General features: G+C 41.7%; 20 protein-coding genes and 1 tRNA gene. 9 read left to right on the top strand and 12 right to left on the bottom strand.

From position 1 onward, the window contains the following. Window positions 1-9: 9 nt before the first annotated feature. From S4054249_RS16625 to S4054249_RS16645, 5 genes are read right to left on the bottom strand one after another with little or no spacing between them, the layout of a single operon-like run. Complete coding sequence (locus tag S4054249_RS16625; RefSeq protein ID WP_145925043.1) at window positions 10-258, bottom strand: hypothetical protein; 249 nt, start codon at window positions 256-258, stop codon at window positions 10-12. Continuing rightward, window positions 255-653, bottom strand: coding sequence for a 3TM-type holin (locus tag S4054249_RS16630; protein WP_187301391.1), 399 nt, complete (start codon window positions 651-653; stop codon window positions 255-257). Before S4054249_RS16630 ends, S4054249_RS16625 begins: the two co-directional genes overlap by 4 nt. Beyond that, window positions 650-1,069 carry a glycoside hydrolase family protein gene (locus S4054249_RS16635; protein WP_039608545.1) on the bottom strand — a complete coding sequence of 140 codons (420 nt, stop codon included), beginning with the start codon at window positions 1,067-1,069 and terminating at the stop codon, window positions 650-652. The genes S4054249_RS16630 and S4054249_RS16635 overlap by 4 nt, the downstream gene beginning before the upstream one ends. A 15-nt stretch (window positions 1,070-1,084) precedes the next feature. After that, window positions 1,085-1,444 carry a hypothetical protein gene (locus S4054249_RS16640; RefSeq protein ID WP_046356515.1) on the bottom strand — a complete coding sequence of 120 codons (360 nt, stop codon included), beginning with the start codon at window positions 1,442-1,444 and terminating at the stop codon, window positions 1,085-1,087. After that, the gene (locus S4054249_RS16645) at window positions 1,419-1,694 is read right to left on the bottom strand and encodes a helix-turn-helix domain-containing protein (protein ID WP_046356516.1); all 276 of its coding nucleotides are present in this window, start codon (window positions 1,692-1,694) and stop codon (window positions 1,419-1,421) included. The genes S4054249_RS16640 and S4054249_RS16645 overlap by 26 nt, the downstream gene beginning before the upstream one ends. Window positions 1,695-2,274: 580 nt before the next feature. On the opposite strand from S4054249_RS16645, the gene ettA reads away from it, so the two are divergent. From ettA to S4054249_RS16670, 5 genes are all read left to right on the top strand, one after another. After that, entirely contained in the window at window positions 2,275-3,939 is a 1,665-nt protein-coding gene (gene ettA, locus S4054249_RS16650) for an energy-dependent translational throttle protein EttA (protein WP_046356517.1), read from the top strand. A gap of 110 nt (window positions 3,940-4,049) precedes the next feature. Next, a complete protein-coding gene (locus S4054249_RS16655; protein ID WP_046356518.1) occupies window positions 4,050-4,412 on the top strand; it encodes a PilZ domain-containing protein in 363 nt (120 codons plus the stop codon). Between the two features lie 23 nt (window positions 4,413-4,435). Continuing rightward, a complete protein-coding gene (locus S4054249_RS16660; RefSeq protein WP_046356519.1) occupies window positions 4,436-4,840 on the top strand; it encodes a DUF350 domain-containing protein in 405 nt (134 codons plus the stop codon). A 9-nt stretch (window positions 4,841-4,849) separates the two neighbouring features. After that, complete coding sequence (locus tag S4054249_RS16665) at window positions 4,850-5,443, top strand: DUF1190 domain-containing protein (RefSeq protein ID WP_046356520.1); 594 nt, start codon at window positions 4,850-4,852, stop codon at window positions 5,441-5,443. 33 nt (window positions 5,444-5,476) lie between these two features. Beyond that, window positions 5,477-6,646 carry a glutathionylspermidine synthase family protein gene (locus tag S4054249_RS16670; RefSeq protein WP_046356521.1) on the top strand — a complete coding sequence of 390 codons (1,170 nt, stop codon included), beginning with the start codon at window positions 5,477-5,479 and terminating at the stop codon, window positions 6,644-6,646. 31 nt (window positions 6,647-6,677) lie between these two features. Here S4054249_RS16670 and S4054249_RS16675 read toward each other — a convergent pair whose 3' ends face one another. Next, a complete protein-coding gene (locus S4054249_RS16675; RefSeq protein WP_039608537.1) occupies window positions 6,678-7,511 on the bottom strand; it encodes a CheR family methyltransferase in 834 nt (277 codons plus the stop codon). A gap of 16 nt (window positions 7,512-7,527) precedes the next feature. Continuing rightward, a complete protein-coding gene (locus S4054249_RS16680) occupies window positions 7,528-8,460 on the bottom strand; it encodes a chemotaxis protein CheV (protein WP_039608536.1) in 933 nt (310 codons plus the stop codon). Between the two features lie 140 nt (window positions 8,461-8,600). On the opposite strand from S4054249_RS16680, the gene flgA reads away from it, so the two are divergent. From flgA to flgN, 3 genes are all read left to right on the top strand, one after another. Further along, window positions 8,601-9,308: a flagellar basal body P-ring formation chaperone FlgA gene (gene flgA, locus S4054249_RS16685; protein WP_046356522.1), complete on the top strand. Its 708-nt coding sequence runs from the start codon at window positions 8,601-8,603 to the stop codon at window positions 9,306-9,308. Between the two features lie 71 nt (window positions 9,309-9,379). After that, complete coding sequence (flgM, locus tag S4054249_RS16690) at window positions 9,380-9,703, top strand: flagellar biosynthesis anti-sigma factor FlgM (protein WP_046356523.1); 324 nt, start codon at window positions 9,380-9,382, stop codon at window positions 9,701-9,703. After that, complete coding sequence (gene flgN / locus S4054249_RS16695) at window positions 9,696-10,124, top strand: flagellar export chaperone FlgN (RefSeq protein ID WP_046356524.1); 429 nt, start codon at window positions 9,696-9,698, stop codon at window positions 10,122-10,124. Before flgM ends, flgN begins: the two co-directional genes overlap by 8 nt. Window positions 10,125-10,193: 69 nt before the next feature. Here flgN and S4054249_RS16700 read toward each other — a convergent pair whose 3' ends face one another. Then, a complete protein-coding gene (locus S4054249_RS16700) occupies window positions 10,194-10,664 on the bottom strand; it encodes an LPP20 family lipoprotein (RefSeq protein WP_039608532.1) in 471 nt (156 codons plus the stop codon). A gap of 125 nt (window positions 10,665-10,789) precedes the next feature. Here S4054249_RS16700 and S4054249_RS16705 point away from each other — a divergent pair, with 125 nt between their 5' ends. Beyond that, window positions 10,790-11,983: a flagellar assembly protein T N-terminal domain-containing protein gene (locus tag S4054249_RS16705; protein ID WP_046356525.1), complete on the top strand. Its 1,194-nt coding sequence runs from the start codon at window positions 10,790-10,792 to the stop codon at window positions 11,981-11,983. Window positions 11,984-12,006: 23 nt separating this feature from the next. Here S4054249_RS16705 and S4054249_RS16710 read toward each other — a convergent pair. The 4 genes from S4054249_RS16710 to S4054249_RS16725 form a co-directional block, all read right to left on the bottom strand. Beyond that, window positions 12,007-12,081: transfer RNA gene (locus S4054249_RS16710), tRNA-Arg, on the bottom strand. A gap of 173 nt (window positions 12,082-12,254) precedes the next feature. Next, window positions 12,255-12,896 carry a FlgO family outer membrane protein gene (locus S4054249_RS16715; protein ID WP_046356526.1) on the bottom strand — a complete coding sequence of 214 codons (642 nt, stop codon included), beginning with the start codon at window positions 12,894-12,896 and terminating at the stop codon, window positions 12,255-12,257. Between the two features lie 5 nt (window positions 12,897-12,901). After that, window positions 12,902-13,558, bottom strand: coding sequence for a FlgO family outer membrane protein (locus S4054249_RS16720; RefSeq protein WP_046356527.1), 657 nt, complete (start codon window positions 13,556-13,558; stop codon window positions 12,902-12,904). A gap of 11 nt (window positions 13,559-13,569) precedes the next feature. Then, entirely contained in the window at window positions 13,570-14,163 is a 594-nt protein-coding gene (locus tag S4054249_RS16725) for a FlgO family outer membrane protein (protein ID WP_046356528.1), read from the bottom strand. Window positions 14,164-14,207: the final 44 nt, after the last annotated feature.

Below are 14,207 nucleotides of genomic sequence, written 5' to 3' on the forward strand. Positions count from 1 at the left end.
AGATAGGGCTTAAAGGGAGGTGCGCTTTGCACTGAGCAGCGCATCAAGTTTTTTGTCTATTGAGTCAAGACGCTTTTCAATCCGCTTTTGATCTTCCTTACGGATTTGCTTTAAGTGGGCTAACTCTTGAGAGTTAGAGGTAATGCGTTTATCTAAATCGCTTAGATACAAGATGCTTGATACAACCAAGGCAATCGTTGTAAGAATGTGGGCTAAACTCAATTCCTTTTTCATTTGCCAATTTTCAGGTTGTCTCACTTTGCCACTCCTTTCAACTTTTCAATGGTTCGAAGGCCAGCTAGCCCCAACATACCTAAAGTCAATTCCAACATTACGTCAAGTGGCAATACCGGCACCCCTTGTTCTGGAAACAACCACTGTAAAATTGGGTTGATCACAAAAGCAAATAAGAAGCCAAGCCCACATACCCACATCAAAAATGGGCGAGCACCAGCCACAAATCGACTTCGATGGCTTGCTTGCACTGAATTTATATGTGCTTGTATTTCACTTTGCTTATTAAGTAGCCTTGCCTTAATGACATGTTGTTCGAGTACTTCTTCTTCACTCGTGTACAGCTCATCTATGATTTCACTGACTACCTGCAGTGGTTCTCTCACACTGCCAGTGAACAAATTTGTTAGCCAGTTCATGATTGCCACTCCCCACTTAACATTTGCTGCGCCAATTCCTGTGCTCGACTCGGCACTTGATTTGCCCAGCGGCTATCAAGCATTTCAACTGCGGCACTTTCAAACTCTCCTTGTTGCACGTGTTCCAGCATCCTTTTAAACCCCATCAATCCTTGCAAACCGATATTGAATGCCATATTTGTCAGCACTGCTACCCGAGCTTCATTGCAATGCGAAATATCAATACGACGCTTAACACCTGCAAGCGCATTTTGAATATCTTGTGCAAGTAAATACTCGGCTTCTTCTTTATCCACTCCTTTATTATCTAAATTTCTACCATAACCTATCGTGAGTTTGCCTCCCGTGCAGTAATACGGAAAGCGTCGATAGCCCTCATGTTTCTTGATTTGCTCAACCGTATTCATGATCGACATCTATTTTCCTACTCGTTAGTAGCTCAACTCCAGCATGAGTGTCCTTTCAGCTTTAGTAAGCCAAAACTCTGCAGAGCGTTTTGTATCAAAACCAAGCATTTTTGCCGCTTGGCTTAATTCAACATCCAATAAATACTTAGCGCGTATTGCTCGGATGCATTCTGGTCGCAGTTTGCTGATTAACTGCCCCAGTAATTCAATTTCTTCAGGTACATTCATCATGTCACTAGAGAAGTAATTGCTATGGCCTCCCCCACTTTGCTCAGTAACAGCCTGACGACTAAAGCCTTTGCCCAGTTCACGCTGTCGCCAATATTTGCCCCAACGTCTTAAAGCGCTGCGAATTTGTTTAATGGTTATTTGTGTCGCAATCATTGAGCTTTCCTATTACTTCTATAATATCGAGTGAATAAACGTCTTCTACTAAACCAACCACATCATTCCATTTAGGGCTGTATTCTTTGTTTTCCCAGCGCCTCAGTGTGCGCTCTTCAATGCCATAATTTGCCGCAGACTCAGCCTGAGTGAACCCGCGTATACGTCTTGCAAAGCGAAGAATTTCAGCCCCTAAAGGTGTTCGCTTCTCTTTAAATATTCTGCCTGATGAGTAACTTGACTGTGTCATTGCGATCCTTACCGATAATTCAGCTAAGCTTTATGGTGATGTGAAGTTGTGTTTGGCCTATGGTGAATGTTCGAAGCCAAAAGCCGTGAAGTTATTAATGACTGTATATTAAGAAAATATCTCGCCTATCTTGTCAGTCTGGCTTCCTAAATAGGAAGTATCTGTACTCACATACAATGTGAGCTATTTCGAGGTACTCATTGCATCAATGAAGTTAACCGCTTTACTTCATAGCTTTGCTGAGCATAGGTAAATAATACCTTTTTTTAGGAATTCAAACAGGTCAAAAATGCCCTAACAATAAAGACTTAAAAAAAATGCTTGTTTTTATATGAAAAAATCTAGCTGCACAATTTTTATATTTCTTCCGGTGATCAACAAAAGAAACTGAACATTTTCATTGCAATAAAAAGGGCAAAGTAAGGCAGATTTATTTATCAAAACCACACTGTGAATAAAAAATAATCACGGCTATGCAGGAAATACGTCAAAGCTCATTCACTAATCTGATCACTTACATTGAATGCACCGTAAGTTGTAACTACAATAGCGGAAATAAAAAATAAGTCGGACTATATTCATGGCTCAATATATTTATACAATGTCGCGGGTGAGCAAAGTTGTTCCACCAAAGCGCACTATCCTCAAAGATATCTCTTTATGCTTTTTCCCAGGCGCAAAAATAGGCGTACTGGGTTTAAACGGTGCAGGTAAATCCACTTTACTTCGTATCATGGCAGGTGTTGACACTGAGTTTGAAGGTGAAGCACGTCCACAGCCAGGTACAAAAATTGGATACCTTCCACAGGAACCTGTATTGGATGAAAGCAAAACTGTACGTGAAACCATCGAAGAAGCAGTCAGTGAAGTAAAAAATGCGCTGACTCGCTTAGATGAAGTCTATGCTGAATACGCAATGGACGGCGCTGACTTCGATGCGCTTGCAAAAGAGCAAGGTGAACTAGAAGCCATTATCCAAGCACATGATGGCCACAATTTAGATAACGCATTAGAGCGCGCTGCTGATGCTTTGCGTCTGCCAGAATGGGATGCGAAGATTGAGCACTTATCTGGTGGTGAAAGACGCCGAGTGGCAATCTGTCGTTTATTGCTTGAAAAACCAGACATGCTACTACTGGACGAACCGACCAACCACCTTGACGCCGAATCAGTCGCTTGGCTTGAGCGCTTCTTGCACGATTACGAAGGTACCGTTGTTGCGATCACCCACGACCGTTACTTCTTAGATAATGTAGCAGGTTGGATTTTAGAACTAGACCGTGGCCACGGTATTCCTTGGGAAGGTAACTATACATCTTGGCTTGAGCAAAAAGATGCGCGTTTAAAACAAGAAGAGAAGTCTGAAAAAGCGCGTCAAAAGTCAATTGAGAAAGAACTTGAATGGGTGCGTTCAAATCCTAAAGGACGTCAAGCGAAATCAAAAGCACGTATGGCACAGTTTACTGAGCTACAGCAATCTGATTATCAAAAGCGTAATGAGACTAATGAGCTATTTATTCCACCGGGTCCACGTCTAGGCGATCAAGTTATCGAAGTCAATAACCTGAAAAAAGGCTTTGGTGACCGAGTACTGATTGATGATTTAAGCTTCTCAATGCCTAAAGGGGCCATTGTCGGTATTATCGGCGCTAACGGCGCAGGTAAATCAACACTATTTAGAATGCTAAGTGGTGAAGAACAGCCTGATGGTGGAGAGATTAAACTTGGTGACACAGTTGAGCTGGCTACTGTTGAGCAGTTCCGTGACAATATGGATGATGGAAATACTGTTTTCCAAGAAATTTCTAACGGTCAAGATATCTTAAAGATTGGTAACTTTGAAATTCCGAGCAGAGCTTATGTAGGCCGCTTTAACTTCAAAGGCAATGACCAGCAAAAATTCGTCAAAGAACTCTCTGGTGGTGAGCGCAACCGTCTACACTTAGCCAAGCTTCTAAAAGCGGGCGGTAACGTAATCCTGCTGGATGAGCCAACCAATGACTTAGATGTAGAAACGCTTCGTGCTCTTGAAAACGCGATTTTAGAATTCCCAGGCTGTGTAATGTGTATCTCGCACGACCGTTGGTTCTTAGACCGTATTGCAACACACATTTTAGATTATCGTGACGAAGGAAAAATTAATTTCTTCGATGGTAACTATACGGAATACGAAGAGTGGTTGAAGAAGACGTTCGGTGCTGAAGCTGCAGAGCCTAAACGTATCAAATACAAAAAAATTGGCTAACTCTGTATACCCATAATTAAAAGCCCTGAATATGCTCAGGGCTTTTTTATATCTGGTTAGTCCGCAAAAATATGACTAAACTTGAAGTAACAGCATGACGAGATCGACTTATGACAGAACGCAGAAAGTTTTCGAGAATTTTATTCTCTAACACAGCTTCCTTAATGACAACATCAGGTGACTACCAATGTGAAATTATTGATTTATCACTTAATGGGGCGCTGATCACACTCCCTATGGGACTTACCCCACTGAAAGGGCAACCTGCGAGTTTGAAGTTTGTTCTACCTGGCAGTGAAATAGAAATAAACATGGAAGTCGAAATTCGCCATATAGAAGAAGCGCATTTAGGTTTACATTGCGCTCAAATTGACATAGACAGTGTTACCCATCTAAAACGTTTGATAGAATTGAACATTGGAGACGATGATATACTCCATCGGGAATTGGAGCACTTATTGCTTCACGAATAATAACACTTAAGGCAAGCATCATAATGATTTTGGAATCTTTGCAGGGATTTATTCCATTTATTTTATACTTTTTAATTGGCTACTTGCTAATACTCACTTTTCTCTATGTCTACACCAAAGTTACACCACACTGTGAATGGAAATTGGTCAAAGAAGATAACCCATCTGCTGCGGCTGCTTTTGGGGGAACCCTAATCGGCTTTACGCTGCCAATAGCCAGCGCTGCGATCAATGCAGTGTCATTACTCGATTTCGCAATTTGGGGAGTGATTGCTGGAGTTATCCAATTGCTGACTTTCTTTCTTGTTCGCTTGTATATGCCAAAACTCTCAGAAAAAATTGAAAATAACCATATCAGTGCAGGCTTGTTTTTAGGCGGCGCTTCGCTGGCAACCGGTATTCTCAATGCAGCATGTATGACCTATTAAGGAGTGAGTATGAAACGCAGTAAGCAAATCAAACTCACTTTAATGATGGGCACATCCGCAGGCCTGATTGGGTGTTCAGATTCAGACGAGTCCGCGCTGCTTTTTAAAGATGTTGATGAATGTACATCGTTTGGTGTAGAAACGGCATCATGCTTGTTCCATTACGATCAAGCCAAAGACCAACATTTATCGGAAGCACCTAGATATGCCACTGAGCAATTGTGTGAAAGCGATTTTGGCTATGAACGCTGTGAGAATAATGGCGGTTTATGGCGTCCGGTTATGGCCGGCTTTATGGTTGCACTGCTCGCCGAGGCTGTTGACGAAGGCCTAGATGCCATGAAGAAGCGCAAGAAAAGAAAAGCCGCTTTTTTAAGTGGCAAATACTATTCAGGTGCCAAACCACTCTATCGCAGCAAAGACGACTTTTTTAAATATCGTAATGCGCAAAACAGTGTCGTAGCCAGCGTCAACTCTGCTGGTACTACAACAGTAAAAAGTACAGCGATTAACTATAAGCCAAAGCTCAGCAAAACAATCACGCGTACCAAAAGTCGTGGTGGTTTTGGTCGCAGTGCCAGTTCTAGAAGTTGGGGCGGATAAACTCCCCCCCTATACAACACCTTAAAAAACCACATGATAAGAATCCCTATTCAGCCAAGAGCAGATTGGCAAGCTCAAGCCAACACGCTAGGGTTTAAATTTCACACTATGCACGGCGCTCCTTACTGGGATGAAAGTGCATACTATCAGTTTACTTTGTCACAAATTGAGCAGGATCTTGAACAGCCCACGCAAGAACTTCATGACATGCTGCTTCATCTTGTAGACAAAGTATGCAACGACGACGAGCTGATGCGCCGGTTTGCAGTGCCTGAATCCTATTGGAATATGATCAGGCGTTCATGGCTGCGCAGAGACCCTCATTTATATGGTCGATTCGACTTTAGCTATGATGGGGTTTCACCCGCGAAGCTCTTAGAAGCAAACTATGACACCCCTACCTCTCTCTTTGAATCAGCATACTGGCAATGGATGTGGTTAGAGCAGCAAGTCAACAAAGGGAAGCTACCGGCACATTGCGACCAATTTAATAGCATTCAAGAACAATTAATTGCACGTTTTTTACAGATTCACAAATTTAACCGCACTCGAACATTACATTTCAGCTGCTGCAAAAACACCGAAGAGGATAAAGGAACGGTTGACTACATAAGAAGCTGTGCACTAGAAGCCGGTATTCGAAGTCAATTTACATTTATCGAAGATATTGGTATCAACACCAGTAATCAATTTACTGATCTAGAAGACAGCCCAATAGATTGGTGTTTCAAACTCTACCCTTGGGAGTTCATGTTTGATGACGAGTACGGCCACTCACTCAACCATATGTCAGTGCAGTGGTTAGAGCCTCCATGGAAGTCGCTACTTTCAAATAAGGCGATATTACCGATACTTTGGCAACACTTCCCTGACCACCCAAACCTATTACCCGCTTATTTTAGCGAGCAAAAACATTTGCTAGATAAAAATATTGGGGTTGTTAAAAAACCCATATTTTCTCGTGAAGGGGCAAATATTGAAATCGTTAAGGCTGATAAGCTGATTGCGAAATCAAGCGGAGGGTATGGCGATGAAGGATATATTTATCAAGCCTTTAAGCCGCTGCCTAAATTCGTAAATGAGCATATAGTGATAGGAAGTTGGGTTATAGGTGATCAACCAGCTGGTATAGGGCTTAGAGCCGATCCCGGTCTCATCACACAAGATCTCAGCCGCTTTGTGCCTCACATAATCCTTAACTAACGAAAAAGCAGCCTGTCGGCTGCTTTACTTATTAAGATTTTTTTTGATATATAATGCCTGGGTTACATCGTAACATTTCAAAATCGTCACTCAAACCAGCCATTGATTCTGACGCACCCAAAAACAAATATCCATTCGGATTTAATGCTTGTGCAAACTGAGAAATAATCTTTGCTTTGACTTCAGGAGAGAAGTAAATGAGTACATTTCGACAGAATATAACATCAAACTTCCCTAATAATGCATAAGAGTCGAGCAGGTTTAAGTGGCGAAAATTCACCATTTTTCGGATAGGATCCACCACTCTCGCCATGCCATTACCACTGTCGATAAAAAACTTTTTACGTCTCTCTGGAGATAACCCTCTAGCTAATGCCAATGCGTCATATTCCGCATTTTTACACATATCGAGCATAGTGTTGGAAATATCAGTGCCAACAACTTGCGCACCCATTTTCATCGCACCAGGATTTTGCGTCTGAAATTCACTTGTCGACATTGCTATTGAGTAAGGCTCTTGTCCTGAGGAACTTGCCGCTGACCAAATTTTTACAGGTCGACGTAAGTCTTTAAACTCTGGATAAATTTTCTTTTTCAATAACTCAAACGGATACTGATCCCGAAACCATAAAGTTTCATTTGTTGTCATTGCATCAACTACAGCGGCGCGCAACTGCCTCTCATGTGGACTAAGCGTTTTTGTTACTAATGATGATAATGAGTCAACATTAAACCGAGACATCAAAGGCGCAAGGCGGCTTTTGACCAAATAAAGCTTATTGTCACCAAGTACAATACCACACTGCTGCTCTAAAAAGGTGCGAAACTGATCGTACTCGCTTTGCTCTAAATGTTTATTTTCCAATGTTTACCACCACTTATTAATCACAATGTACCCATTTTTTCACTGCCGAAGCCAGTTCATCTGGGTTGAATTTGGCAATAAAGTCATCTGCACCAACTTTTTCAATCATTGCCTGATTGAATACACCACTGAGTGAAGTATGCAAGATAACATGCAAAGGTGCTAATTTAGGATCAGCTTTAATTTCCGCGGTTAATGTATACCCATCCATCTCAGGCATTTCAACATCGGATATTAATAACCCAACACGTTCCGTAATGTCGTTTTGGCAATCAACTTCAGCAATTTCTTTTAGCCTAATAAGCGCTTCTTTACCATTTTTAGCTAGCTCCGTTTGCACTCCTAACGGCTCAAGTGCACGTTTCACCTGATTTCGTGCAACTGCAGAGTCATCGGCAATGAATACAATACGTTCACCGAGGTCTTTTTGCATCTCACCATCAGCGACAATTTCTTCGCTGACTTCTGTATTAATTGGGCAAATCTCATTCAGTATTTTCTCTACATCTAAGATTTCAACCAACTCTTCTTCTATTTCTGTTACGGCAGTCACATAAGAATACCTACCAGCACCAGATGGTGGTGGCATAATGCGTTCCCAGTTCATATTTACGATACGCTCAACCGCACCCACGAGGAAACCTTGCACAGATCGGTTGTACTCCGCGATAATCACGAAACAATTTTTAATATCTTCGATAGGTGGACCACCAACGGCCAAAGACATATCAATGACGGAAATAGTTTGCCCGCGAATATGTGCAACACCTCGCACATAAGAATTTGATTTTGGCATAGCAGTAAGAGGTGGACATTGAAGTACTTCTCTCACTTTAAAAACATTGATACCGAAGCGTTGCCGCCCCTTCAAACGAAAGAGTAATAGTTCAAGTCGGTTTTGACCCACCAACTGAGTTCGTTGGTTAACTGAGTCTAAAATACCTGCCATTTCATTCTCCTACTCAAAATACAGCTTATCGGAACAATGTTTGCTTGTTATATAGCATTCAAAGTTGCCCTTGAAGCGGTGAAGCAATTCACGCAAAATCTTTATACCTTGTTTCACCCCATAAGCATAGTCGAAACATCATGAGTTTGTTAAAAAATACAATTGCAGTTCAATTCTTTCTCATTCTGGTATACTTTTTAGCCAAGCAGCCTGTATATGCTCACACCTATGAGCCATCAAAAGTTCAGGAACTCGCAATAAAGTATGTGCAAGAGCATAGCGCAGAGGACCCAAAAGGAAAACTCACAATTTCCGCATTGCCACTTGATGCACGGATCCCCAGCAGACGCTGTCTGACGCCCTTAAAAGTTACCTCTAAAGCCGCACCACCATTTAATCGCCAAGTCACAGTACAAGTTAGATGTAACGATAAACGCAGCTGGGTACAGTTTGTGCATGTAAAAATTGAAACTTTATACCCAGTGATTGTCACCACACAGCAACTTGATAAAGGTACAGTGTTAAAACGCGAGGACTTAAAAGTTGCGATGCGCCCTAAACATTTTGTTCGCGCCTCAAACATTGATACCATTGATATGCTGGTGGGCAGTAAAACCAAACGTCGAATTCAAGCCGACAAAGCAATTAATTTGCGGCATATTTGTATGGTGTGCAAAGGGGACTCAGTCATAATCTTGGCAGGTAACGCGCATTTTGCGATTAAAACGCAAGGAATAGCGCTGCAAGACGGCAATCTGGGTGAGCAAATAAGAGTGAAAAACATAAAATCAGGAAAAACTATACGGGCAAGAGTAAAAGATGTTGATTCCGTTGCAGTCAATATTTAAAATTTTTGCTAAAGTTAGTAGTGGAATGGTCGATAATAAGACTGAAACAACTATTTATATGGGTCACTATCATGGTTAATAACATTAACGGTCAAAATCAGCCGAACAATGTTGCTAATAATATTAAGCAACAACGTGCTGAATTGCAAAGAAATGATGCAAACAATACAGCAACTAAACCAGCGGCACAGCAAAAAGCCGCTGCGGACTCTGTCAGCCTAACACCACAGGCGCAACAACTTAAAGGCTTGCAAGATAAAGCGCAACAAGCCCCAGCATTTGATAGCAAAAAAGTGGAAGAGCTCAAAAAAGCAATTGCTGAAGGTAAATACCAAGTTGATGCTGAGAAGCTTGCTAAAAACATAGCTGCATTTGAATTTGATTTGTATGGATAAAACAGTTGAGCTGTGTGTACAGCAGTTAACAGCGCAAATTACCTCTCTAGAAGCTTTGACCCAGCTTCTGGACGAAGAGTTGGACGCGCTTAGCGCCAGAAATGGTGAAGGCTTGAAAGATATTGCACGGCAAAAAATTACCTTTTTGAATAGTATTCAAAAAACAGACAAAGATCTGTCGACCTATCCTAAAGAGTTGTTTCAAAACCCTGATGTAATGCCTCTGACTGAGCAAATAGAACTATTGCTGATAAAGTGTAAAAACAAAAATGAAGTGAATGCAAAAGCGGCCCACTTAGCACATATGACGGTTCGGGAGCTCAAAGAAATTCTCATAGGTAGACCCATGTCTACAACTTACACAGAAGAAGGCAATGTGGTAGAAAACGTTGGCGAGATAGTTAAAAATTTGAAAGCATAATCATTTATCTAATTTCAAAAAAGCACGGTACATATCGTGCTTTTTTGTGTCTGCTAATCGTCATATCCACTAATAATAGGTCACTCTTTGTATCTTTTTCGGCTTCACTTGGCCAATATACAAATCATAAACAGTCTTCATATCTAGCTCCAGCTCAGTGGTGTAAATATCTCCTACCGCATAAGATTTTAAAACACGTGCACCTCTAATGACGCCCTGAACTTGGCTGCGCAACCCATCATTTTGTGCAATAACGCCACGCACGGTTGTAGTCGCATTTAATTGGTGACCATATACTTGCTCAGCAAGTTCTCGATATGCCTCCAACTTGGATACTTTTATGGCCATGAGCATTTTTTCGCTGTCGGTTGCTCCAGGTTGCGCTTGCAACGGTGCATAACCTATCGCTTTTAATACCGGGTAACTATCTGGTTGTACGTAGCTATACTCTACATGCTTGTCGATAATTGAGCTGCACCCTGTTAAACCAACGGCTACACCAATGGCGAGAATTTTGCTAATTTTAAATAACCCACGCATATGATATCGACTCCTAATTACAAAGTTTGCCTTTAGAACGATTGATATGCACAAATTAAGCCAATACTGTTGGCATAGGACTTGCTCCTCTAAACATAATAGACAAAATTTTGATACGGTATTGAATGATGAATAGAGTAAGTAGTACAGCCATCACTGCCTGTTTACTGAGCTTTAGTGCCCAAGCTGAATGGTTTGAAGTGACAGGGTATGCTAATGCATACACCAGTGATCGAGCAGCAGCACGACAAGAGGCAGTGCAAGATGCCATTACCCAAGCTCTAATCTTCTCTGGCGCCACAGTATCTAGCGTGCAAACGCTGGCTGATGGTGTCCTCGCGCAAGATCATATTAAAATTAAAAGTCATGGTGAGATACAAGAGATAAACCTAGTCTCAGAAAATACTCAAGACGGCGTGATGAGCGTGACTCTGCATTTAGATATTTTCCCTAAACAGCAGCAATGCCCAGAAGAGTCGTTCCATAAACAGATCACCGTCACTCAAAGTCAATTAATACAACCGCATCATGCTAGACTAGGTCAAATTTTTGACATTCATAAATCGGCCAGCGAGCGCATGTATCAAACTTTGATGCAGCGAAATATGACGGTCAAGCCAATCCCTTTTATTGATAAGAACATTAATGTTCGTGCTTTCTTTTCACAGAACTTTGATTACAACGCACAGTTAATTGAGAGCTTAACTTCTGCCAGTAATAGTCAATATGTCTTACTCAGTCAAATCACCGATCTTGCTAATACGCATAAGTTAAATAGTGACTACGCCTTTTGGCAAAATGATGAATATGTCAGAAGCTTTAAAATTGACTTTGCCGCTTTTGATGCCATCAGCAAGGACAAAGTGTGGCAGCAACACTACAGTGTGACCGGTATTTGGCCTTATGAAAAAACCAAAATTGTCGATGTGTATAGTGATACCTTTTGGCATACAGATTATGGTAAACGCATTCAAGGCGTGTTTAATAGCCTCGCCCAAGACCTTAACCAAGCATTTGCCTGTTTACCAACTCGAGGGAAGATACTCCACAAAGACCAGGATCAGTTAGTTATTAACTTGGGAAGTGCACATGGGTTAAAAGTGGGTCAAGAATTAAGTATTGCCCATCGCAGTGATGTCGCTGGTGAAAGAAATAAATTTTTCACACGCAGTATCCAAACCATTAATCGTGTTAAGGTCACACAAGTGAATGCGCAAAATGCCATTGCGAAAAACATTCAAAGTAGGCCAATGAATAACATTCAAATCAACGACATCGTTGAGCTTATTATTACACCAAGTGAAGATTTTGCTTTATAACTGTTAAGGGTTGTGTGGCAACTTGGCGTCCCCGGTAGGAATCGAACCTACATCAAAGCCTTAGGAGGGCCCCGTTTTATCCATTAAACTACGGGGACACATTTCTGTGCCAAAATATGATAAGCAATTGTTTACGCTATTATATTTATAACAGTGGAACACTATCTATGACAAGCAATTTAATCTGTAAAACCACATTAACGAGCCTGCAATCGTTGGTTCAACATGGAAAAAAAGAATGGGCCACACTGAGCATAGCCCAATAGATATACTATTTATACGTAACTGTCGCGCTTGGGTGGAGTATAAAATAAGGAATAACGACGTTACTGCTTGCAACGACTAATCGGCTGTCAAAGTTCAATAAGCGGGTATTCACTTCGACGCCTCTATCGCGATAGATCATAGTGCCTGTTAACACATGGCTAGGTGCTGGCTTCTTAGGTAACTTTTTCGCATCTCGTGACAGAATAAAATCCCCATTAATTGTAACCGCAATACCTCTGTGAGACTTAAAGTCGAGTGCTGGATAGCCCATCTTTTGAAATTGATGGATCATTGACTCTGCAAGTTGATTTCCAAGCTGGTTGCTGTTTCGCAAGCTTCTATCAAAGCTAACAAAACTGGTGATTGCAACGGCGCTAGGAGACACTCCTGACATAGAGTCAGTAAGTTCCAAGGCAATTTGTCCAGCATAGTTGGTCAATTGTTTATTGTGAGCGTAAGTCACAAAGCCAGGATCAGTATACGCCAACTCAGGCTGCATATTTAACTCATTGGCAAGCGCCGCTAATTGCTGAGCTTGCTGTGCTTTAGGTGATTGTTGCCCTTGAGGCACAATTTGTGCATGCCTTGAACTCTCACACCCAGCGAGAAAAGCAAGACAACTCAACATCATGATGCTTAATTTCATTGATATTACCTACTTGCTCTCTCTAAGCGAATGCCGTCATGGCCGATTCCATCTCGTAATGCGTTGACGACTGATTGCGGGAGGAAGCCTTGTGCAGTCCCGACAACGGCTTTACTTTTCACGCCGACGATCCGTGCATTGACCAACACCCCACCTTGGTGATTTGCCAACGTACCAGCCAAAACATAGTTAAAAGTATGCTCATCAGACAACTCTAAAAAGTCTCTACTAAATATAAAGTCTCCTTGCTTAGTCACACGCATAAAGTCGGTGGTTTTAAAATCGACAACGGGGACACCAAAGTTATGTAATTCATGGACAAAGCTCTCAGAAATCTGATTTCCTAGCAAAGAACCATAGTTGTAATCTTCATCCAGAAAAACAAACGTCGCCACAGCGATTGGCGTTCGATCATTGACATAGCGCAAATTGCCAACCATATCTTGCATTAAGTTCTGTACATAATGGGTCACATTTCGACTTGCCATTTGCTGAGAAACCGTCATGCCATGCATCCCTCCAGGATGAACTTGAAATTGGCTTTCGGAGCTTGCAAACGCATTTTTCTCGACCACGATCGCATCACCCTGCGACTGCATACCATCGGTATTCATGCAGCCAAACAACACAGGCAATAAAAGTGATAACGCATACTTTTTCATATTTCTCTCCGTTAATGTTGACCGCGATGAAGTAGCCCATCTCGCATCTGCACTTGCTCTTCTCCCCACAAGGTTTGCTTGGGTAAACTTACAGACGCCGCTGAAACAGTCTTACTGTTTACCATGTCAATTAGCCTTGCATGGATGGTATATGAGTCAATATTTTCACTCACACTGCCTGTCAAAATCAGGTCAAATTTGTGGCGTTCTTTCAACTTTTCGATGTCTCGGCTCAAAACACTATCTGAGTCAGAAGACAAGCTAATGGCTTTTTGAATTCTAAACTCAACAATCTGTAATCCCATTTGAGTCAAGTAAGTAATAAAGCTTTCTTGTACTTGATTACTTAAACCAGCCCCTTGATTACTTAATGTATCGGCACCGAGGCTATTATCTTTAAAAAAGCTTGTTACAGCGACAGATGCCCCCGGCTTTAAAGGTCGGCTGTACTGGCTTAACTGTGTCGCCAACTCACCAACATAACTGTGAACACTGCGTGCTGGTGGCGCTGATTGCTTTATTACTGTTGTACTAGGTTCAAGCCAATTACTAGTACTACAGCCTGTTGTTAGCAAGCTCACAAACACCAAGATCAGAAATCGCATTTTGATATACCTCTAAGTTACTGACCCTTGTACATGCAATAATC

This window comes from Pseudoalteromonas luteoviolacea (genome assembly GCF_001750165.1).
GTDB lineage: Bacteria > Pseudomonadota > Gammaproteobacteria > Enterobacterales > Alteromonadaceae > Pseudoalteromonas > Pseudoalteromonas luteoviolacea_G.